The 18,314-nt window shown below is 68.9% G+C and carries 18 protein-coding genes and 1 tRNA gene; 12 read left to right on the top strand and 7 right to left on the bottom strand.

Going from position 1 to position 18,314, the window contains the following annotated elements; genetic code table 11:
• The first annotated feature begins 1 nt into the window (after position 1).
• From WFM69_RS14130 to WFM69_RS14140, 3 genes are all read left to right on the top strand, one after another.
• Positions 2–652: a thymidine kinase gene (locus tag WFM69_RS14130; RefSeq protein WP_337005713.1), complete on the top strand. Its 651-nt coding sequence runs from the start codon at positions 2–4 to the stop codon at positions 650–652.
• Between the two features lie 164 nt (positions 653–816).
• The gene (locus WFM69_RS14135) at positions 817–1,539 is read left to right on the top strand and encodes a FadR/GntR family transcriptional regulator (protein ID WP_337005715.1); all 723 of its coding nucleotides are present in this window, start codon (positions 817–819) and stop codon (positions 1,537–1,539) included.
• 10 nt (positions 1,540–1,549) lie between these two features.
• Complete coding sequence (locus tag WFM69_RS14140; RefSeq protein WP_337005717.1) at positions 1,550–2,809, top strand: alpha-hydroxy acid oxidase; 1,260 nt, start codon at positions 1,550–1,552, stop codon at positions 2,807–2,809.
• Positions 2,810–2,845: 36 nt separating this feature from the next.
• Here the strand turns inward: WFM69_RS14140 and WFM69_RS14145 are convergent, their stop codons facing one another.
• The 6 genes from WFM69_RS14145 to WFM69_RS14170 all read right to left on the bottom strand — a co-directional run bounded on the left by WFM69_RS14145 (position 2,846) and on the right by WFM69_RS14170 (position 8,666).
• Complete coding sequence (locus tag WFM69_RS14145; protein WP_337005719.1) at positions 2,846–3,688, bottom strand: DUF1295 domain-containing protein; 843 nt, start codon at positions 3,686–3,688, stop codon at positions 2,846–2,848.
• 47 nt (positions 3,689–3,735) lie between these two features.
• Positions 3,736–4,491 carry an HAD-IIB family hydrolase gene (locus tag WFM69_RS14150; protein ID WP_337005721.1) on the bottom strand — a complete coding sequence of 252 codons (756 nt, stop codon included), beginning with the start codon at positions 4,489–4,491 and terminating at the stop codon, positions 3,736–3,738.
• Positions 4,488–4,964 carry a VanZ family protein gene (locus WFM69_RS14155; RefSeq protein ID WP_337005723.1) on the bottom strand — a complete coding sequence of 159 codons (477 nt, stop codon included), beginning with the start codon at positions 4,962–4,964 and terminating at the stop codon, positions 4,488–4,490. The genes WFM69_RS14150 and WFM69_RS14155 overlap by 4 nt, the downstream gene beginning before the upstream one ends.
• A gap of 66 nt (positions 4,965–5,030) precedes the next feature.
• Positions 5,031–5,107, bottom strand: a tRNA-Pro gene (locus WFM69_RS14160).
• Between the two features lie 56 nt (positions 5,108–5,163).
• Complete coding sequence (locus WFM69_RS14165) at positions 5,164–6,105, bottom strand: metallophosphoesterase (RefSeq protein ID WP_337005725.1); 942 nt, start codon at positions 6,103–6,105, stop codon at positions 5,164–5,166.
• Positions 6,096–8,666 carry a transglycosylase domain-containing protein gene (locus WFM69_RS14170; RefSeq protein ID WP_337005727.1) on the bottom strand — a complete coding sequence of 857 codons (2,571 nt, stop codon included), beginning with the start codon at positions 8,664–8,666 and terminating at the stop codon, positions 6,096–6,098. Before WFM69_RS14170 ends, WFM69_RS14165 begins: the two co-directional genes overlap by 10 nt.
• 89 nt (positions 8,667–8,755) lie before the next feature.
• Between WFM69_RS14170 and WFM69_RS14175 the strand changes: the two genes are divergently transcribed.
• A complete protein-coding gene (locus WFM69_RS14175; protein ID WP_267415550.1) occupies positions 8,756–8,980 on the top strand; it encodes a hypothetical protein in 225 nt (74 codons plus the stop codon).
• The gene (locus WFM69_RS14180) at positions 8,977–9,435 is read left to right on the top strand and encodes a RidA family protein (protein ID WP_337005732.1); all 459 of its coding nucleotides are present in this window, start codon (positions 8,977–8,979) and stop codon (positions 9,433–9,435) included. The genes WFM69_RS14175 and WFM69_RS14180 overlap by 4 nt, the downstream gene beginning before the upstream one ends.
• Before the next feature lie 99 nt (positions 9,436–9,534).
• Here the strand turns inward: WFM69_RS14180 and acs are convergent, their stop codons facing one another.
• On the bottom strand, positions 9,535–11,502 hold the full coding sequence (gene acs / locus WFM69_RS14185) for an acetate--CoA ligase (RefSeq protein ID WP_337005734.1): 1,968 nt from the start codon (positions 11,500–11,502) through the stop codon (positions 9,535–9,537).
• A gap of 407 nt (positions 11,503–11,909) precedes the next feature.
• On the opposite strand from acs, the gene WFM69_RS14190 reads away from it, so the two are divergent.
• The 7 genes from WFM69_RS14190 to tmk all read left to right on the top strand — a co-directional run bounded on the left by WFM69_RS14190 (position 11,910) and on the right by tmk (position 18,297).
• Positions 11,910–12,917 carry a TadA family conjugal transfer-associated ATPase gene (locus WFM69_RS14190; RefSeq protein ID WP_337005736.1) on the top strand — a complete coding sequence of 336 codons (1,008 nt, stop codon included), beginning with the start codon at positions 11,910–11,912 and terminating at the stop codon, positions 12,915–12,917.
• A gap of 56 nt (positions 12,918–12,973) precedes the next feature.
• The gene (locus WFM69_RS14195) at positions 12,974–13,810 is read left to right on the top strand and encodes a type II secretion system F family protein (RefSeq protein ID WP_337005739.1); all 837 of its coding nucleotides are present in this window, start codon (positions 12,974–12,976) and stop codon (positions 13,808–13,810) included.
• A gap of 60 nt (positions 13,811–13,870) precedes the next feature.
• Complete coding sequence (locus WFM69_RS14200) at positions 13,871–14,068, top strand: DUF4244 domain-containing protein (protein ID WP_337005741.1); 198 nt, start codon at positions 13,871–13,873, stop codon at positions 14,066–14,068.
• The gene (locus WFM69_RS14205) at positions 14,065–14,433 is read left to right on the top strand and encodes a TadE family type IV pilus minor pilin (RefSeq protein WP_337005743.1); all 369 of its coding nucleotides are present in this window, start codon (positions 14,065–14,067) and stop codon (positions 14,431–14,433) included. Before WFM69_RS14200 ends, WFM69_RS14205 begins: the two co-directional genes overlap by 4 nt.
• Complete coding sequence (locus WFM69_RS14210) at positions 14,433–14,762, top strand: helicase (RefSeq protein WP_337005745.1); 330 nt, start codon at positions 14,433–14,435, stop codon at positions 14,760–14,762. Before WFM69_RS14205 ends, WFM69_RS14210 begins: the two co-directional genes overlap by 1 nt.
• A gap of 77 nt (positions 14,763–14,839) precedes the next feature.
• Positions 14,840–17,671, top strand: a complete 2,832-nt coding sequence (gene topA, locus WFM69_RS14215; RefSeq protein WP_337005747.1) for a type I DNA topoisomerase — start codon at positions 14,840–14,842, stop codon at positions 17,669–17,671.
• On the top strand, positions 17,668–18,297 hold the full coding sequence (tmk, locus tag WFM69_RS14220; RefSeq protein ID WP_337005749.1) for a dTMP kinase: 630 nt from the start codon (positions 17,668–17,670) through the stop codon (positions 18,295–18,297). Before topA ends, tmk begins: the two co-directional genes overlap by 4 nt.
• Positions 18,298–18,314: the final 17 nt, after the last annotated feature.

Genomic DNA, 18,314 nt, shown 5'->3' on the forward strand with positions numbered 1-18,314 from the left:
CGTGGCGAAGCTCTACTTCCGCTACGGCGCGATGAACTCGGGCAAGTCGACGTCCCTGCTGCAGGCCGCCTACAACTACGAGGAGCGCGGGCAGCGGGTGCTGCTGGCGAAGCCGGAGATCGACACGAAGGGTGCTTCGGAGATCGAGAGCCGGCTCGGAGTCACCCGTCCGGTCGACTTCCTGATCGCGCCCGACGACGATGCGCGCGCGCTGTTCGCCGTGCACCGTGAGCGTCTGCGGCATTCCTCGGATGAGCTGTTGCCGGAAGGGCCGAGCGATGTGGCGTGCCTGCTCATCGACGAGGCGCAGTTCCTCACGCCGACTCAGGTCGATGATCTCTTCCGCATCGCGGTGGAGGACGGCATCCCGGTGATGGCCTACGGCATCCGCAACGACTTCCTCACTCACGCATTCCCCGGTTCCGCGCGACTGCTCGCGATCGCGCACTCGCTGGAGGAGCTCAAGACGATCTGCCGCTGCGGCCGCAAGGCCGTGTTCAACGGTCGGGTCGTCGGTGGCCGGTTCGTGTTCGACGGCGACCAGGTCGCGATCGATGAGGGCGCGATCGGTTCGGCGTCTCCCGAGGTGACGACCTACGAGTCGTTGTGCGGCGCCTGCTACCTCGAGGAGTCCGGCGGACGCCTGGGCTGACCCCGCCCTCCCTCCTCCCTCCCTCTCCCTCCTCCGACCCACCCCCTTGCGCGTGCTCGCAAGAGGGTGGGTCGCGTGTTAGGGGGTGGTTCGGCGAGCGGGGCCGGGGGTTTTGCGTGGTCTGACCACACGCGATACTCTGTGGTCTGACCACAGGAGGATCGATGACCGACCAGCCGGCACGCGCATGGCGCCTCGTGCTCGAGCACATCGAGCGCGACCTCCTCAACGGACGCCTCGGTCCGGGGGACCGGCTGCCCTCGGAGCGCGACCTCGCGACCGACCTCGGTGTCGGACGCTCCAGCGTGCGGGAGGCGTTCCGCGTGCTCGAGGTGATGGGACTCATCCGCACCGCGACCGGATCCGGTCCGCAATCCGGCGCGATCGTCATCGCCACCCCCACCGGCGGGATGTCGGCGCTGCTGCGTCTGCAGGTCGCGGCGCAGGGCTTCCCCCTCGACGACGTCGTGCGCACACGTCTGGTGCTGGAAGACGCGGTCTTCGCGGCCATCGCCGCCGCACCCGACCGCGACACGACGTACGCCCACGAACTACTCGCGGCGATGGATGTTCCCGACCTCACGCCATCCGAGTTCCTCGCCCTCGACGCCCAGCTCCATCTCTCCCTCGCAGAGGCCAGCGGCAACACGGTGATCGCGGCGATGATGGCCGGGCTGCGTTCCTCGATCGAGTCGTATGTGCAGGCGGGTGTCGTTGCGATCCCGGACTGGGACGCGATGGCCACCAGGCTCCGCGCCGAGCACCACGCCCTGGTCGCCGCGATCGACGCCGCCGACGTCGATGCCGCACGGGCACTCGTGCATGCGCACATCACCGGCTACTACACGTCCGCGGGCCTCACCCGCGACCTCCACCCGAAGAACTGAGAGGCACATCATGGTGCAGCGCCAGCTCCCCAACCCCGCCGAGCTCCTCGAGCTCATGAAGTTCAAGAAGCCCGAGCTCGACGGCCGCAAGCGCCGCCTCGACGCCGCGCTCACGATCGACGACCTGCGCCTGATCGCCAAGCGGCGCACGCCCAAGGCCGCGTTCGACTACACGGACGGTGCCGCGGAGGGCGAACTGTCGCTCACCCGCGCCCGCCAGGCCTTCCAGGACGTGGAGTTCCACCCCGGGATCCTGCGCCCGGCGCCCGACGTGGACACGGCCGTCGAGATCCTCGGCGGCCCCTCGGCGCTGCCCTTCGGTATCGCACCCACGGGCTTCACGCGCCTCATGCAGACGGAGGGCGAGGTGGCCGGAGCCGGGGCAGCTGCAGCCGCGGGCATCCCGTTCACCCTCTCCACTCTCGGCACCACCTCGATCGAAGGCGTGAAGGCCGCGAACCCGCGCGGTCGCAACTGGTTCCAGCTCTACGTGATGCGCGACCGCGAGATCTCGTACGAGCTCACCCGTCGGGCCGCCGCGAGCGGGTTCGACACGCTGCAGTTCACCGTCGACACCCCCGTCGCCGGTGCGCGCCTGCGCGACAAGCGCAACGGCTTCAGCATCCCGCCGCAGCTCACGGTCGGCACGATCATCAACGCGATTCCGCGGCCGTGGTGGTGGTTCGACTTCCTCACGACTCCGAAGCTCGAGTTCGCGTCGCTGAGCACCACGGGCGGCACCGTGGGTGAGCTCCTGGATGCGGCGATGGACCCCACGATCAGCTACGACGACCTCGCGGTGATCCGCGACATCTGGCCGGGCAAGATCGTGATCAAGGGCGTGCAGAACGTCGAGGACTCGGTGCGTCTGCGCGACGCCGGTGTCGACGGCATCGTGCTGTCGAACCATGGTGGCCGTCAGCTCGACCGTGCGCCGATCCCGTTCCACCTGCTGCCCGAGGTGCGTCGGGCTGTCGGCGACGACTTCACGGTCATGATCGACACCGGCATCATGAACGGCGCCGACATCGTGGCGGCTGTCGCCCTCGGTGCGGACTTCACCCTCATCGGGCGTGCATACCTGTACGGGCTCATGGCCGGTGGACGCCAGGGCGTCGACCGCACGATCGCGATCCTGCGCAGCGAGATCGAGCGCACGATGCGGCTGCTGGGTGTCTCCTCGCTCGCCGAGCTCGAGCCGGGACACGTGACGCAGCTCACGCGACTGGTGCCGGTGGCCCGGGCCGCGGCAGAGGCGCACACCCGCTGACCACGGCCGCAGCCCGCGCCGGACGCCCGTTGATCCTCAGGACTGCGGCGCCACGGCGCGGGCGCGCGGCGGCCAGGGGACGAGCATCGAGGTCGTGCGGCGGTACTCGGCGTAGGCCGGGTACTTGGCTGCCGTGATCGACTCGGTGAAGATCGTCGACCCGATGAACAGCACGGTGAGCAGGGCGGCGCCGATGATCGTGGGGTTCAGCGCGCCTCCGATCAGACCCGCACCTCCCGTCACCGCCGCGGTCGCGCCGATCGCGTAGAAGGCCCACCACTGTGCCTGCTCGAAGAAGAAGTTCGGGTGCCGGCTGTAGCGGAACAGTCCCGTGGTCGCGAAGCCGGGAGCCAGCGTGCCGCCCGCCTGCTTCTTGCGCTGATGGAAGGTCCACTGCTGCTGGTCGGCGATGGTCTCGCCCGTCAGGAACGCAAGGAACGCCACCACGAACAGGGCGTCCCACCCGGTGAGCGCCGAGGGATTCTGGGCTGCCACCAGTGCAGGCAGCGTGATGAGCACGAGCAACGTCATCTGGTACACGATGATGAACAGCAGGTTGAAGATCTGGAACTGCCACGGACGCATGCGCTTTCGCAGGATCGCCCACCGGTAGTCCTCCATGCCGGTGTAACCGCCCTTGCGGGCGAAGTTGAAGGTCAGGCGCGCGCCCCACGCGGTCGCGAGCACTCCCATCAGCACGACGCGCACGGAGCCGTCGCCGTTCGCGAACGCCCCGCCGACGAAGATCCAGACGTAGGCGACCGGCACGATCGACCAGGCGCGGTCGACCCACGAGGTGTCGCGGGTGATCAGTGAGAGCACCCAGCACACGGCACTGGTGAGCGCGGCGACGACGATGACGATCAGCAGGGGATCCATGACGCCATGCTAGGGCCACCGTGCGACACGGCGCGAGGGAGCGCGGGTCAGAGCGTCACGAGCAGCGCGTCGAGCTTGTCGGCGGTGTCCTCCCAGCCGTCGACGGCGATCGAGGGCACCCCGATCGCGAGGACCGGGTAGTCGTTGCCGCCCTCGTCGAGCCGGTCGCCGTAGAAGAGCATGTCGGTCAAGGCGATGCCGGTGCGTGCGGCGAGCTGGCGCATTCCGAACGCCTTGTCGATCCCGGCCTGGGTGATGTCGATCGACGTCGACCCACCGGAGCGGACCTCGAGGCCGGGAAGGCGTGCGGCGACCGCGTCGCGCAGGGCGCCCCGCTTGGAGCCCGTCGGATCCCACTCGTGCTTGGCGGCGCGGGGTGCCTGCTGGCCGAGCGCGGAGAACGTGATCTGCGAGCCGCGGTCTTCGAGGATGTCTCCCCAGGGCTCGGCCTCCCATAGACCCAGACGCTCGGCTTCCTCGCGCAGTGCTGCGAGCGCACCGGCCTTCTCATCGTCGCTGAGGTCGTGGGCATAGACCGCGACGAAATCGGTGCCGTCGTGGCGCAGATACCGGGTCCCGCACGTCGGCAGCAGGTGCAGCCGCGCGAGGTCGGCGGCATCCGCATCGCCGAGCTGCGCGATCACCTGTGCGCGGAACTGCGCCTCGTTGCCACCCGAGATGATGGCGACGTCGACCGTGCGCAGCAGGGCGCGCAGCAACCCGGCGATCCGCGGATCGATGGCTCCCTTGGAAGGAGCGAGCGTGTCATCGAGGTCGAAGGCGACGAGGGCAGGCACAGTCATGATGCCTCCAGCCTAGAAGGTGCGGGCGGGGAGGAACGTGGGGCGAACACGAGCGTGCACAGCACGGCGAGGACGACACCGAGCGTCGCGCCCGCGGAGTTGGCCAGCACGTCGCTCAGGGTCGCCGCACGGTGGGGGAGGGCCAGCCATTGCGCGGTCTCGATCGCGAGCGACAGCGCGGGACCCACGAGCACGGCGAGGCCCCAGAGTCGGCGGGGGAGCAGGAGGAAGGCCAGGATGCCGACCGGCACGAACACCAGGACGTTCGCGAGGACTTCCAGGCGGGCGAAGTTCAGTGAGGACCAGCCGAGTCGGTGAGCCGTGCCGAGCACCACATCGAGCAGGTTCGGCAGCGAATCCTCGACGCGCGACGGGGTGAGGGTGAGGGCGGCGAGAGCCAGGAGGAAGGGGATGCCGAGGGCGAGCGCCAAGGCGCGGGTGAAACGGCGCGGCGGCGGGAGCAGAGAGCTCATGCGTTCCCTTCGTGCGCGATCCCGGTACAGAGAAGGCCGCCCCTGAGGGCGGCCTTCCGGTGTCACTGGTCGGGGTGACAGGATTTGAACCTGCGACCTCTTCGTCCCGAACGAAGCGCGCTACCAAGCTGCGCCACACCCCGTTTGCAACCCTCCGATTCTACAGGGAAATCTCCTGAGCACCGAATCGTGGCCGGGATCAGTCCCGTGCCGTGAGCGTGAGCAGCGTCGCCTCGGGGCGGCAGGCGAAGCGCACCGGCGCGTAGATGGAGTGCCCGCATCCGGCGCTCACGTTGAGCGGCACCGTGCGACCGGCGTGCGACCACGTGCTGAGACCCTTGGCCTGCTTCAGCGGGATGTCGCAGTTGGCCACCAGTGCCCCGTATCCGGGCAGGCAGACCTGCCCACCGTGGGTGTGGCCACCCAGGATGGCGTCCGCGCCGAGATCGATGAACCCGTTGAGCACGCGCTGATACGGCGCATGGGTGACGCCCAGCACCGGAGTCGCAGCATCGCGCGGTCCGAGCGCGTCGATGGCATCGGGCAGCACGTCGAGGCGGTCCCAGTCCCGGTGCGCATCGTTGACGCCGAAGAGATCGACATCTGTACCCGCGACGCGCAGCCGTGCCGCCCCGTTGTTGAGACCAGTCCACCCCAGTTCGTCGGTGAAGTAGCGGTCCATCGCCGCGGTGTCGAGACGGGCCGGGGAGTGATTCTTCTTGGACGGGCCGAGGAAGTAGCGCAGCGGGTTGCGCGGTGACGGGGCAGCCACGTCGTTCGATCCGTGCACGAAGACGCCCGGGATGCCGGCGAACGGGGCGAAGGCGCGGCGGATGCCGTCCAGGCCCTTCTCGTGGCCGAGGTTGTCTCCGGTGTTGACGATCAGGTCGGGCTCGAGTTCGGCGAGCGACGCCAGCCAGTCCTGCTTGCGGTGCTGCCACGGTGCCATGTGCGCATCGGAGATGTGCAGGATACGCAGCGGTGCCGACCCCGGGGGAAGCGCTGCGGCCGACGCCTCGCGCACAGTGAAGAGGTATCGCTCGATGCCGATGCCCCAGATCGCGGCGCCGACGCCCGCGGCCCCCACCGCGCCGAGCGCGATGAGGGCCGGGTGCGCCGTCCGGCGAGCGCCTACTGGCACGTCACTTTCACGTTCGTCGACTTGCTGGTCGCCGTACCCGGGGCAGGGTCGCTCGTGGTCACGACCGCGTTCGGCGGGTTGCAGGAGTTGTCGATCTCGATGTTCTGGAAGCCGGCCCCGCTCAGGGCTGCGGAGGCCTGCGCTCTCGTCATGCCCACGAGATTGCCCGGCACGGTCGTCCCCTGCCCGTTGCTGGGCGAGATCGTGACCGTGGTGCCGCTCGCAGCCTGCCCGGACGGGGTCTGGGCCGCGACGATGTTTGCCGGCTGATCACTGTCGACCGGGGCGCCTTCGGCGACCGTGAACCCAGCGGTCTCGAGAATCGACTTGGCCTCGTCCATCGTCTTGCCGACGACGTTCGGAACCTCGGTCAGCACGTTCCGCGTCAGGTTCGAGTCCGGCTTGGGGAAGGCGGTTCCGGGGTAGGCGTCGTTGGCGGCCGCCTGGGCTGCCTTCGCCAACGGGTACCGCATCTCGTTGAGCAGGTATCCGCCCGCGCGCTTCCGGTAGATGTCGGACTGACCCTTCCAGCGGCCCGCCCACACTGCCGTGGTGACCTTGGTGCTGGACTCGATCATCATGGTCGACCAGCGATCGTGGGTCCCGGTCTTGCCGATGAGAGGAGTGCCGTCGTTGGGGTTCGCCTGCTGACCCGTACCTCCACCCCCCATGACGCCCTGCAGAGCATACGCCGCGGTCGCTGCCACCTCCGGGGTGATGACCCCAGGGGTGCACGTCGAGGCGGGCAGTTCGCGATCCTTGCCATCGGGGCCGACCACCTTGTCGATCGCGCGCGGGGTGCAGTAGGTGCCGCCGCTGGCGACGGTCGCGTAGGCGCCGGCCATCGCGAGCGGCGAGATGTTCTTCGGTCCGAGAACGTCGTAGGGCACGTTCTCGTCCGTGGTCTTGGTGCCGTCGGCGAGCGTGACGCCCATCCGGTCGGCGACCTTGTTGATCTCGCAGAGGTCGAGCTTCGATGCCATCGCGAAGTAGCCGCTGTTGAGCGAGTTCTTCGTGAAGTTCATCACGGAGTCCGTTCGCCCGCCGCCGCCGCCGAAGTTACCGATCTCCTTGGTGTTGGCGGTCATGGTCCCACCGCCGCACGAGGCCGCCGTGAACTTCATGCTCGTCTTGACCGTGCCGTCGAGCACCTCGTTGACGGAGTGGCCCTTCTCCAGCCAGTCGATCAGCGTGAACAGCTTGTACACCGAGCCGACTTGGAAGCCGCCGGAGTTGCCGTGCACCTGGTCGCCGGCGAAGACGAGGGACGTCTGGGCCAGGTCGTCGGTGGGCGTCTCGACGAACTGGGTGTTCTGGGTCATCGACAGGATGCGACCCGTGCCGACCTCGACCGAGACACCGGCGGCACCGAAGTAGTCGTTGTCGTAGTTGGCGGGGACGACCTCGGCCATCTTCTCGGCTGCGGGGTTCTGGATCCGGTAGTCCAGCGTGGTGTAGATCTTCAGACCCCCGCGGCGCAGCAGGTCGTTGCGGTCCTGCCGGGTCTCGCCGAAGGCCTTGTCGTTCAGCACGATCGACTTCACGTACTGGCAGAAGTAGGCGCTGGTTCCGGCAGATGCGCACCCCTGCGTCGGGGGGTTGATCGAGGGCTCGATCGCGGAAGCATCGGCCTCGTCGTACTGGGCCTGGGTGATCTTGCCGTCCGCGAGCATGCGTCCGAGCACGTAATGACGACGATCCTTCGTGAGTGCGTATCCGTCCTCAGCGGTGTTGACGGGCTCGCCCTTGGCGTTCGTGGTCGTGCCCTGGGGCTTGTCGATGCGATACGTGTTGGGGTTCTGCACTACACCGGCAAGAGTGGCTGCTTGGGCGACCGTGAGGTTGGCGGCGGTGGTGTTGAAGTAGTAGCTGGCCGCGGCCTCGATGCCGTAGACCGTGCCGCCGAAGTTGGCGATGTTCAGGTAGCCGAGGAGGATGTCGTTCTTGGAGAACTCCTTCTCGATCTGGATCGCGTAGCGCATCTCCTGGAGCTTGCGCTCGATGCCCTTGCTGCCCCGCGCATTGGTCGCGTCCTGCCAGCACTGCTGGAGATCGTCGTTGTAGGTCTCGGACGTGGTGTCGACGTCCTGCTCGCACTGCTGGATCAGCACGTTCTTGACGTACTGCTGGCTGATCGTGGAGGCGCCGCGGCTCGACGTGCCGCGCACGTTGTCGACCAGAGCCTTCACGGTGGCGCCGATGTTGACGCCGCCGTGGCTGTAGAAGTTCTTGTCCTCACTGGAGAGGATCGCGTCGTACAGCACTGGGGAGACCTGGTCGTAGGTGACCGGCACACGGTTCTGCTCGTAGAACGAGGCCAGCTCGACGGTCGAGCCGTCGGTGTTGGTCGCATAGATGGTCGACTGCTCCATCGGCGTTCCCGGGTTGAGGTTCTCGGGAAGCTGATTGAAGAGGGTGAGGGCCTGGGTGCCTGCGACACCGGTCATCGCGAGGACGGGGGTGACGCTCGCTGTGACCAGGAGACCGGCGACGGCGCTCAGACCGACGAGCCCGACGAGACCGCCGAGCACGCCTCTCACCGTGCGATTCTTTTGGGGCATACGCTTGATCGTAGGGGAGTTCCCTGAATACCGCCTTTGACGAGCCCGCCCCGGATTTCCGGTGCCGTGCCCCGATCGACAGGAGTGCCATGACCACGTGGGAGTACCTCACCACGCCGCTGCTGATCCACAACACCGCCGCCATCCTCAACAACTGGGGCAAGCAGGGCTGGGAGCTCGTGCAGGTCGTGCAGGGCCCGGAAGGCGGCCTCGTCGCCTACCTGAAGCGCCCCGTGACCTCGGACGCGTCCGCCAACGCCGGTCTCGCCGCCGCGGAACAGGCCGCTCGTCAGTTCGAAGGGGGTCAGGCATGAGCGTCTCCGCCCGTCTCACCGAGCTCGGTATCGAGCTGCCCGCCGTGGCCGCACCGGTCGCCGCCTACGTCCCGGCCGTCACGCACGGTGGCCTCGTCTACACCTCCGGGCAGCTGCCGTTCGTCGACGGTGCGCTTCCGGCGGTCGGCAAAGTCGGCGCCGAGGTCTCTGCGGAAGACGCGAAGGTCTATGCCCGTACCTGCGCCCTGAACGCTCTCGCGGCGGCGGCGGATGCGGCGGGCGGCGTCGACCGCATCGCCGGCGTGCTCCGGGTCGGCGGGTTCGTCGCCTCGGCGGAAGGTTTCACCGGACAGCCCGGCGTGATCAACGGCTCCAGCGAGGTGCTCGGCGAGATCTTCGGCGATGCAGGACGTCACGCCCGTGCGGCCGTCGGCGTCGCCGAGCTTCCGCTGGGCAGCCCGGTCGAGGTCGAGGTGGCCTTCCTCCTCGCCTGAGGCTCCTCTTCTGCCGCCCGCAGGATGAGAAACGCGCCTCCCCCGGTCGGGGGAGGCGCGTTTTCTGTCCCGGAACGGGTGCGGCCGGAGCGGGTCGGGCTACTTCACCTGTGCCGAGATGATGCTCATCACCGCGGTGTCGGCGAGCGTCGTGGTGTCGCCGACCTCACGGCCTTCCGCGACGTCGCGCAGCAGGCGTCGCATGATCTTGCCGGAGCGGGTCTTCGGCAGCTCACCGACGATGTACACATCGCGCGGACGGGCGATCGCGCCGATCTGCTCGCCGACCCAGAGTCGCAGCAGCTGGGCGAGGCCCGCCGGGTCGTGCGCGGAGAGGTAGCTCTCCTTGATGATCACGAAGGCCACGACGGCCTGCCCCGTCGTCTCGTCGGAGGCGCCGACCACTGCCGCCTCGGCGGTCGCCTCGTGCGCGACGAGCGACGACTCGATCTCGGCGGTCGACAGACGGTGCCCCGACACGTTCATCACGTCATCGACGCGGCCCAGCAGCCACAGATCGCCGTCGTCGTCCAGGCGTGCGCCGTCGCCGGCGAAGTAGTAGCCCTGCTCCTCGAACTTCTCCCAGTAGGTCTCGCGGTACCGTTCCGGGTCGCCCCAGATGCCGCGCAGCATGCTCGGCCACGGCTCGGTGATCACGAGAAGTCCACCCGCGCCGTTGCCGACCTCCACGCCTTGCTCGTCGACCACGTCGATCGAGATGCCGGGCAGCGGAACCTGGGCGGAGCCCGGCTTGGTCGCGATGACACCGGGGAGGGCGGAGACCATGATCGCTCCGGTCTCGGTCTGCCACCAGGTGTCGACGATGGGAGCGACTCCCGCGCCGATGACCTCGCGGTACCACATCCATGCCTCGGGGTTGATGGGCTCGCCCACCGATCCGAGCAGGCGCAGCGACGACAGGTCGAACTTGGCCGGGATGCTGCGACCGGTTTTCATGAAGGAGCGGATGGCGGTCGGGGCCGTGTAGAAGATCGAGACCTTGTACTTCTCGATGATCTCCCACCAGCGCCCGGGGTGCGGGGTGTCGGGGGTGCCCTCGTACAGCACCTGCGTCGCGCCGTTCGCGAGCGGGCCGTATGCGACGTAGCTGTGCCCGGTGATCCAGCCGATGTCGGCCGTGCACCAGAAGACGTCGGTCTCGGGGTGCAGATCGAAGACGTACTTGTGCGAGTACGCCGCCTGGGTGAGGTAGCCGCCGGAGGTGTGCAGGATGCCCTTCGGCTTCCCCGTGGTGCCCGAGGTGTAGAGGATGAAGAGGGGGTTCTCGGCGGGGAAGGCCTGTGCCGTGTGGTCGGCGGAGGCGCCGGGGACGACGTCGTGCCACCAGATGTCGCGGCCCTCGGTCCACTCGACCTCGTTCTCGCCGCGACGGACGACCAGCACGTGCTCGACCGTCTGCTGTTCGCCGTCACCGCGGTCGGCGAGAGCCTGGTCGACCGCGGGCTTCAGCGCGGAGACGCGGCCCTTGCGGTAGCCGCCGTCGGCGGTGATGACGAGCTTGGCACCGGCGTCGTCGATGCGCGAGCGGAGGCTGTCGGCGCTGAATCCGCCGAACACGACCGAGTGGATGGCGCCGAGGCGTGCGACCGCGAGCATCGAGGCGATCGCCTCGGGGATCATCGGCAGGTAGATCGCGACCCGGTCACCCTGCCCGATGCCCAGGCCTTCGAGGACGTTGGCGACGCGCTTGACCTCGTCGGTGAGTTCGGCGTAGGTGATGCGACGGGTATCGCCCGGTTCGCCCTCCCAATGCAGGGCGACGCGGTCGCCGTTGCCGGCTTCGACGTGCCGGTCGAGGCAGTTGTACGCGACGTTCAGCTCGCCGTCGTCGAACCACTTCGCGAACGGCGGGTTGCTCCAGTCGAGCACCTGGGTGAACGGCTTGTGCCAGTGCACGAGCTCCCGGGACTGCTCCCCCCAGAACGCCTCGCGGTCGGCGGCAGCACGCTGGTACAGCTCGGGGGAGGAGATGGACTGGGCGACGAATTCCTCCGACGGCGGGAACTTGCGGGTCTCGTCGAGAAGATGGTCGATCTGGCTGCTCATCGGCAGGCGCTCCTTTGCGGCATTCGGGTCAAGCGAACCTGGTCGAGCGGGGGTGGGGCGACCAGGTCAGGGTGAATCTATCTTCGTGCACCCTCATCGCATACTGCCGAAAGTCGGTAGTGGGGCTGGTTTTGTCAGGACGACTGCCTTGCGTACACTCGACGACAGCCGAATTCTCATTCCGGCCTTGGCGCGCCCGATTCCCCCCATCGTGGCCCGCCGTGGGCGGCATCTCATTCCCCCCGTGAGATGCCGCCCATTTCCGTTGGGAGCGCTCCCGGTCGGCGGTTCCGATTGTGCCTGGCCGCTCCCTCCACGAGTGAGTGCGTACGCGGCTTCTGCACAGCGACCGAGGAATCGGGGCGCATCCGCTCTGGTGTGGCGGGGGTGCCGCCTACCGTCGCGGTATGACCGATTCCTTCATCATCCAGCCCCGGGGAACGGCGCCCGGCGCGACCACGGTAGACGCCCCTCGCGACCCGCTGTCGATGGACTCCGCCTTCGGTCCGCTCCGCGCCCATATCGACGACACCGTGACGGATGTGTTCGTCAACGGCGCAGACGGGCTGTTCGTCGACCGTGGCAGCGGCGCCGAGCCGGCCGCGGGCTGGCGGGCGTCGGAGCGGGAGGTGCGCGACCTCGCCGTGGCCCTCGTCGGGCTCGGCGGGCGCCACCTCGACGACCAGGCGCCTTGCGTCGACGTGCGCCTCGACTCCGGTATCCGCGTCCATGCGGTCCTCGCCCCGGTGTCGACGATGGGCACCGCGCTCTCGATCCGCATCCCTCGGGTGCGGGCGGCCGATCTCGATGCGCTCGCAGCGCTCGGAGCCTTCGACGCGCGTCAGCAGAGCTGGCTGCTCGGACTGGTCGCCGCGCGGGCGAACATCCTCATCACCGGGGGAACAGGCACGGGCAAGACCACACTGCTGTCGGCGCTGCTGTCCGAGGTCCCGCCCGACGAGCGCATCGTGACGATCGAAGACGTGGCCGAGCTGCGGCCACGGCATCCGCACCATGTCGCGCTCGAGGCGCGGCAGGCGAACCTCGAGGGTGCAGGCGCGATCACACTCGCCCGACTGGTGCGGGAGTCGCTGCGGATGCGGCCCGATCGGCTGGTCGTCGGCGAGTGCCGTGGAGAAGAGGTCCGCGAGCTCCTGACCGCTCTCAACACCGGTCACGACGGGGGAGCGGGCACCCTGCATGCGAGCGGCCTGCGTGATGTCCCAGCCCGTCTGGAAGCGCTCGGCGCCCTCGCCGGGATGGACGCTGTGGCGCTCGCGCGGCAGGCGGTGAGCGCGTTCACGATGGTGCTGCACCTCGACCGCGCACCCGGTGGTGTCCGTCGTATCAGCCAGGCAGGGCGGCTCGTGATCGAGGGCGAGCGCCTCGGCATCGAGGAGGTCCAGCCGTGGTGAGGCGTCGCCGACAATCACGGACGGAGCGTGGCGGAATCGAAGACGCGGCGACGTCGGTGCAGACCTTGGCGGTGCTGCTGCAGGCCGGCGCTGTGCCGCTCGTGGCCTGGCGCCATCTCGCCGGCACCGGCGATGCCCACGCGGTCGCCGTGGTCGACAGAGTCGAGCGCGGCGCTCCTCTCCTCACCGCCATCGAGGCCGAAGGCGGCGCCTGGGTCGATCTGGCCGCCGCCTGGGAGATCGCGACGACGGTGGGCGCTCCGCTCGCCGAGGTGCTGCGCATGATCGCAGAGACCCTGCGGGATGCGGCATCCGCCGCCGACGACGTGCGCATCGCGCTCGCCGAACCTGCAGGCACGGCGAGACTGCTGCTCTGGATGCCCTTCGCCGGGCTGATCCTCGGCTTCGCCCTGGGCTTCGACACCCTCGGTGTCATAGTCGGCAATCCGCTCGGTGCGGCCTGCGTGGTCATCGGCCTGGTACTGGTCGGTGCGGCACGGATGTGGACAGGGCGGTTGTTGCGTCGGGCGCGACCGGCGCCGGGCACGCCGGGCATGCGAGCGGAGCTGGTCGCGGTCGCTCTGGCAGGCGGTGCCTCCATCGGCCGGGCGCTGCAGCTGGTCGCCGAGAGCTCGGCAACGGGTGGGAGCGAGGCGCGGGTCCGGGCGGTGCTGGAACTCTCCCGCGCAGCCGGTGTGCCTGCGGCTGAGCTCCTCCGTGCTTCTGCTGCCCAGGACCGGCATGCGGCCAGGGTGCAGGGCAGGCTCCGTGCCGCGAAGCTCTCCCAGCGCCTGCTCATCCCGCTCGGTGTCTGCACGCTCCCTGCGTTCCTCCTGCTCGGCGTGGCACCGCTGTTGCTGAGCGTCCTCACCTCGACACCGCTGTCCCTGTGAGCCCCGGCCCATCCCCAGATCCACCCGATGCGCACGCATCACAGAGAAAGAAGGAACACCATGACGAACATCCCCATGCTGGACCGGCGTCGCGCGGCGGCCCTGTTCGGTGACGACACCGGGGCGGCCACGGCCGAGTACGCGATCACGACCATGGCCGCCGTCGCGTTCGCCGGGCTACTGGTCGTGATCATGCGGTCGGACGAGGTGCGCGGCATCCTCACCGGCCTCGTGCGGCGAGCGTTGACGGTGTCATGACGCGCGGCGCAGGAGCCCGACGCGGCGTCGACGAGGAGCGCGAGCGGGGGTCGGTCTCGGCCGAACTCGCGCTCGCGCTGCCCGCGGTCGTGCTGGTGCTCCTTCTCGGGGCCGGCGCCCTCGGTGCCGCGTCGCGCCAGGTGGCGTTGCAGGATGCCTCGGCTGACGCCGCGCGTCTGCTCGGTCGGGGTGAGGGGCAGGAGGAGGCCGTGCGCGTCGTTCGTACAGCAGTGTCCGGGGCGGCGGTGTCTTCATCGCACTCCGGGAACCTGGTGTGCGTCACCTCCTCGCTCGACGTGGCGCTCGGCGCACTGATCCATCTGCCGCTGCGGGCGTCGAGCTGCGCACTCGACGGGGGCCTCTGATGGCGGGCGCGGCGCTCGCAGCGGGGGTCCTGACCGTCGCGGCGGCCCTCTCTCTCGGCCTCGCGGCCGTCGGTGGGGCAGCGGTGACGGCGCAGCGTGTGGCCGGTGCCGCCGACGCGGCCGCGCTCGCCGCCGCCGACGCTGCGAGCGGAGCGGTGGCCGCCGAAAGCGACCCGTGCGCGCTCGCCGCCCAGGTCGCCGCCGCGTCCGGTGCGACCGTGACCCGTTGCACTCTCGAGGGCTTCGTGGCGACCGTGGAGGTGCAGGCGGCGTACGCTGGACTCGCAGCCGTCTCCCGCGCCCGTGCCGGGCCACCCGAGGGACAATGACGGCCGCGCGACCTCGCTCACTGTGAACGACCCCACACAGTGGTGTGTATGGTGTGCTTCGAAGAAAGGACGCACCCTTGGCTGAAGGCAAGAAGCTCGTCATCGTCGAGTCCCCGACGAAGATGCGGTCTATTCAGGGATACCTCGGCGACGGCTACGAGGTGCTCAGCTCCGTCGGCCACATTCGCGACCTCGCTGACAAGAAGGACATCCCTGCCGCTGACAAGCAGGCCTATGGGAAGTACTCCATCGACATCGAGAACGGGTTCGACCCGTACTACGTCGTCTCCGACCGCAAGACCAAGACGGTCGCCGAGCTCAAGCGGGCCCTCAAGAGCGCCGACGAACTCCTGCTCGCCACTGATGAAGACCGCGAGGGCGAGGCGATCGCCTGGCACCTGCTCGAGACCCTCAAACCCAAGGTCCCCGTGAAGCGGATGGTCTTCCACGAGATCACCAAGGACGCGATCCAGGCTGCGGTCGGGAACACACGCGAGCTCGACCACGACCTCGTCGATGCGCAGGAGACCCGACGCATCCTCGACCGTCTGTACGGCTGGGACGTCTCGCCGGTGCTCTGGTACAAGGTCAAGACCGGCATCTCCGCTGGACGGGTGCAGTCCGCCGCGACGCGTCTGATCGTCGACCGGGAGCGCGAGCGCATGGCGTTCACCTCCGCCGAGTACTGGGACGTCGATGCTGCTGCCGCGGCATCCGGCACCTCCTTCAAGATCCGCCTCGTCCGCGTCGATGGGGGCCAGCTCGCCCGCGGCACCGACTTCGGCGATGACGGAAAGCTCAAGAAGGCCGTCGTCATCCTCGACGAGGCTGCAGCCGCCGCGCTGGCCGCAGCCGTCGATGCCGCCGGAGCCGGGACGGTCACCAAGGTCGAGGCGAAGCCGGGAACCCGCAGCCCCTACGCGCCGTTCACGACCTCCACGATGCAGCAGGAGGCGGGGCGCAAGCTCTCGATGGGTGCCAAGCAGGCGATGGGCGTCGCTCAGCGGCTGTACGAGAAGGGGTACATCACTTATATGCGTACCGACTCCACGTCGCTGAGCACCCAGGCGGTGCAGGCGGCGCGGAGCCAGGCGGTGGCCCTCTACGGCGACGCTGCTGTGCCGCTGAAGCCGCGCGTGTACAAGTCGAAGAGCAAGAACGCGCAGGAGGCGCACGAGGCCATCCGCCCCTCCGGCGACAACTTCCGCACCCCGGCATCGCTGGCGTCCGAACTCGACCGCGACGAGCAGCGCCTGTACGACCTCATCTGGAAGCGCACGGTCGCCAGCCAGATGTCCGACGCGAAGTACGAGACCACCACCGTCACGATCGCCGTCGACGCCGCGGGGAAGAAGGCCGAGTTCACGGCTTCCGGAACCGTCTACACCTTCAAGGGCTTCTTGGAGGCCTATGAAGAGGGCCGCGACGAGAAGCGCGGGGACGCGGACGCGGCGGAGAACCAGTCGCTCCCGGCCGTCGTCGTCGGCGACGAGCTCGCCGTCTCGGACGCCGAGGCGAAGGGGCACCGCACCACGCCGAAGCCGCGTTACACCGAGGCCTCGCTGGTGAAGGTGCTCGAGGAGAAGGGCATCGGCCGTCCTTCGACCTTCGCCTCGATCCCCGAGACGATCCTCGACCGCGGCTACGCCGTCAAGCGGGGTCAGGCGCTCGTCCCGACGTGGCTCGCGTTCAGCGTGGTACGCCTGCTCGAGGAGCACTTCTCCGACCTCGTGGACTACGACTTCACGGCCGCGCTGGAAGACGATCTCGACACGATCGCCCGTGGCGAGCAGAACCGTGTCGAGTGGCTCAAGTCCTTCTACTTCGGGTCGGACTCGCACATCGGGCTCCGTCAGGTCGTCGACAACCTCGGTGAGATCGATGCGCGAGCACTGAACTCGACGCCGATCACCGACACCGCCACGCTCCGCTTCGGAAAGTACGGCCCTTACCTCGAGGTCGCCGACCCCGAGAACCCAGAGGCGAAGCCGCGCATCGTCAACGTGCCGGAGGACCTCGCGCCCGACGAGCTGACCGCGGAGAAGGCTCAGGAGCTCATCGACGCTCCCGTCGCCGGCGATCGAGTGCTCGGCGAGAACCCCGAGAACGGCAAGATCATCGTCGTGAAGGACGGCCGTTTCGGCCCCTACGTGCAGGAGAACGACCCGGTGTCGGAGGACGCCGCGGTTGATGAGAGCACGGGCGAGGTCGTCGAGGCTCCCAAGCCGAAGCGCGGGGCGAAGAAGGAGGCCGCGCCGAAGCCGCGTACGGCGTCGTTGTTCCGTTCCATGTCGGTGGATGAGATCGATCTCGAAACCGCTCTGAAGCTGCTGAGCCTGCCGCGCGTGGTCGGCGTCGACCCGGAGTCCGGTGACGAGATCACGGCGCAGAACGGTCGTTTCGGTCCATACCTGAAGAAGGGGACCGACTCCCGTTCGCTCGAGTCCGAGTCGCAGATCTTCGACGTCACGCTGGAGCAGGCGCTGGAGATCTATGCGCAGCCGAAGTACGGCGCGGGGCGTCGCGCATCCAGTGCCCTCGCCGAGTTCGACGCCGACCCGGTCAGCGGCAAGCCGATCCGCATCCGCGATGGACGGTTCGGTGCGTACGTGACCGACAGTGAGACGAACGTCACGATCCCGCGCGGTCAGAAGGTGGAGGACATCACCTTCGAGATCGCGGTGCAGATGCTCGCCGACAAGCGCGCGAAGGGACCGGCACCCAAGCGCGGTGCGGCGAAGAAGGCTCCTGCCAAGAAGGCGCCCGCCAAGAAACCTGCTGCCAAGAAGGCTCCGGCGAAGAAGACCACGGCGGCGACCTCCGCCGCCCGGTCGGCGGCGGCGAAGAAGGCTGCGGCCACGCGTGCCGCGAATGCTGCCGCGAAGGCCGCGGAGCAGGCGGACTCGTGACCGCAGGTCACGGGGTGTGGATCACGCTCGAAGGCGGCGACGGCTCGGGCAAGACCACGCAGTCGAACCTGCTCGCGGCGTGGCTCGAAGGCGTCGGGCGCACCGTCGTCCGCACTCGTGAGCCCGGTGGGTCCGAGGTCGGTCAGCTGATCCGCGACATCGTGCTGCACCATCGCGGTGACATCGCCCCGCGCGCGGAGGCGCTGCTCTACGCGGCGGACCGCGCGCACCATGTCGCGACGGTCGTGCGACCGGCTCTCGAGCGTGGCGACATCGTGCTGCAGGACCGATACCTCGACTCGTCCGTCGCCTACCAGGGCGCGGGGCGCGTGCTCGATGCCACCGAGATCCGCGACCTGTCGCTGTGGGCGGCCGAGGGTGCGCTACCGGATCTGACCGTGCTGCTCGATCTCGACCCCGCCGCCGCCCGTACCCGACTCGACTCGGCGGACAAGCCGTTCGACCGGCTGGAGGCCGAGAAGTCGGAGTTCCACGGTCGCGTGCGCGACGCCTACCTCGCCCTCGCCGCCGCGGAGCCCGAGCGATTCCTCGTCCTCGACGCCGCGGCGCCGCCGGAGACGATCGCCGCGCAGATCCGCACCAGGGTCACCGCCCTGCTCGACTGACCGCGCCCGTGTCCGGG

The organism is Microbacterium sp. LB12, from assembly GCF_037150835.1.
In the GTDB taxonomy this organism is placed as follows: domain Bacteria; phylum Actinomycetota; class Actinomycetes; order Actinomycetales; family Microbacteriaceae; genus Microbacterium.

Excerpts from the sequence above, each read along its gene's own strand:
- WFM69_RS14140 (WP_337005717.1), top strand. The coding sequence starts at position 1,550 with ATGGTGCAGCGCCAGCTCCCCAACCCCGCCGAGCTCCTCGAGCTCATG.
- acs (WP_337005734.1), bottom strand. The coding sequence starts at position 11,502 with ATGAGCAGCCAGATCGACCATCTTCTCGACGAGACCCGCAAGTTCCCG.
- WFM69_RS14170 (WP_337005727.1), bottom strand. The coding sequence starts at position 8,666 with ATGCCCCAAAAGAATCGCACGGTGAGAGGCGTGCTCGGCGGTCTCGTC.
- WFM69_RS14150 (WP_337005721.1), bottom strand. The coding sequence starts at position 4,491 with ATGACTGTGCCTGCCCTCGTCGCCTTCGACCTCGATGACACGCTCGCT.
- WFM69_RS14135 (WP_337005715.1), top strand. The coding sequence starts at position 817 with ATGACCGACCAGCCGGCACGCGCATGGCGCCTCGTGCTCGAGCACATC.
- WFM69_RS14175 (WP_267415550.1), top strand. The coding sequence starts at position 8,756 with ATGACCACGTGGGAGTACCTCACCACGCCGCTGCTGATCCACAACACC.
- WFM69_RS14200 (WP_337005741.1), top strand. The coding sequence starts at position 13,871 with ATGACGAACATCCCCATGCTGGACCGGCGTCGCGCGGCGGCCCTGTTC.
- WFM69_RS14155 (WP_337005723.1), bottom strand. The coding sequence starts at position 4,964 with ATGAGCTCTCTGCTCCCGCCGCCGCGCCGTTTCACCCGCGCCTTGGCG.
- WFM69_RS14190 (WP_337005736.1), top strand. The coding sequence starts at position 11,910 with ATGACCGATTCCTTCATCATCCAGCCCCGGGGAACGGCGCCCGGCGCG.
- WFM69_RS14205 (WP_337005743.1), top strand. The coding sequence starts at position 14,065 with ATGACGCGCGGCGCAGGAGCCCGACGCGGCGTCGACGAGGAGCGCGAG.
- WFM69_RS14145 (WP_337005719.1), bottom strand. The coding sequence starts at position 3,688 with ATGGATCCCCTGCTGATCGTCATCGTCGTCGCCGCGCTCACCAGTGCC.
- WFM69_RS14180 (WP_337005732.1), top strand. The coding sequence starts at position 8,977 with ATGAGCGTCTCCGCCCGTCTCACCGAGCTCGGTATCGAGCTGCCCGCC.
- WFM69_RS14210 (WP_337005745.1), top strand. The coding sequence starts at position 14,433 with ATGGCGGGCGCGGCGCTCGCAGCGGGGGTCCTGACCGTCGCGGCGGCC.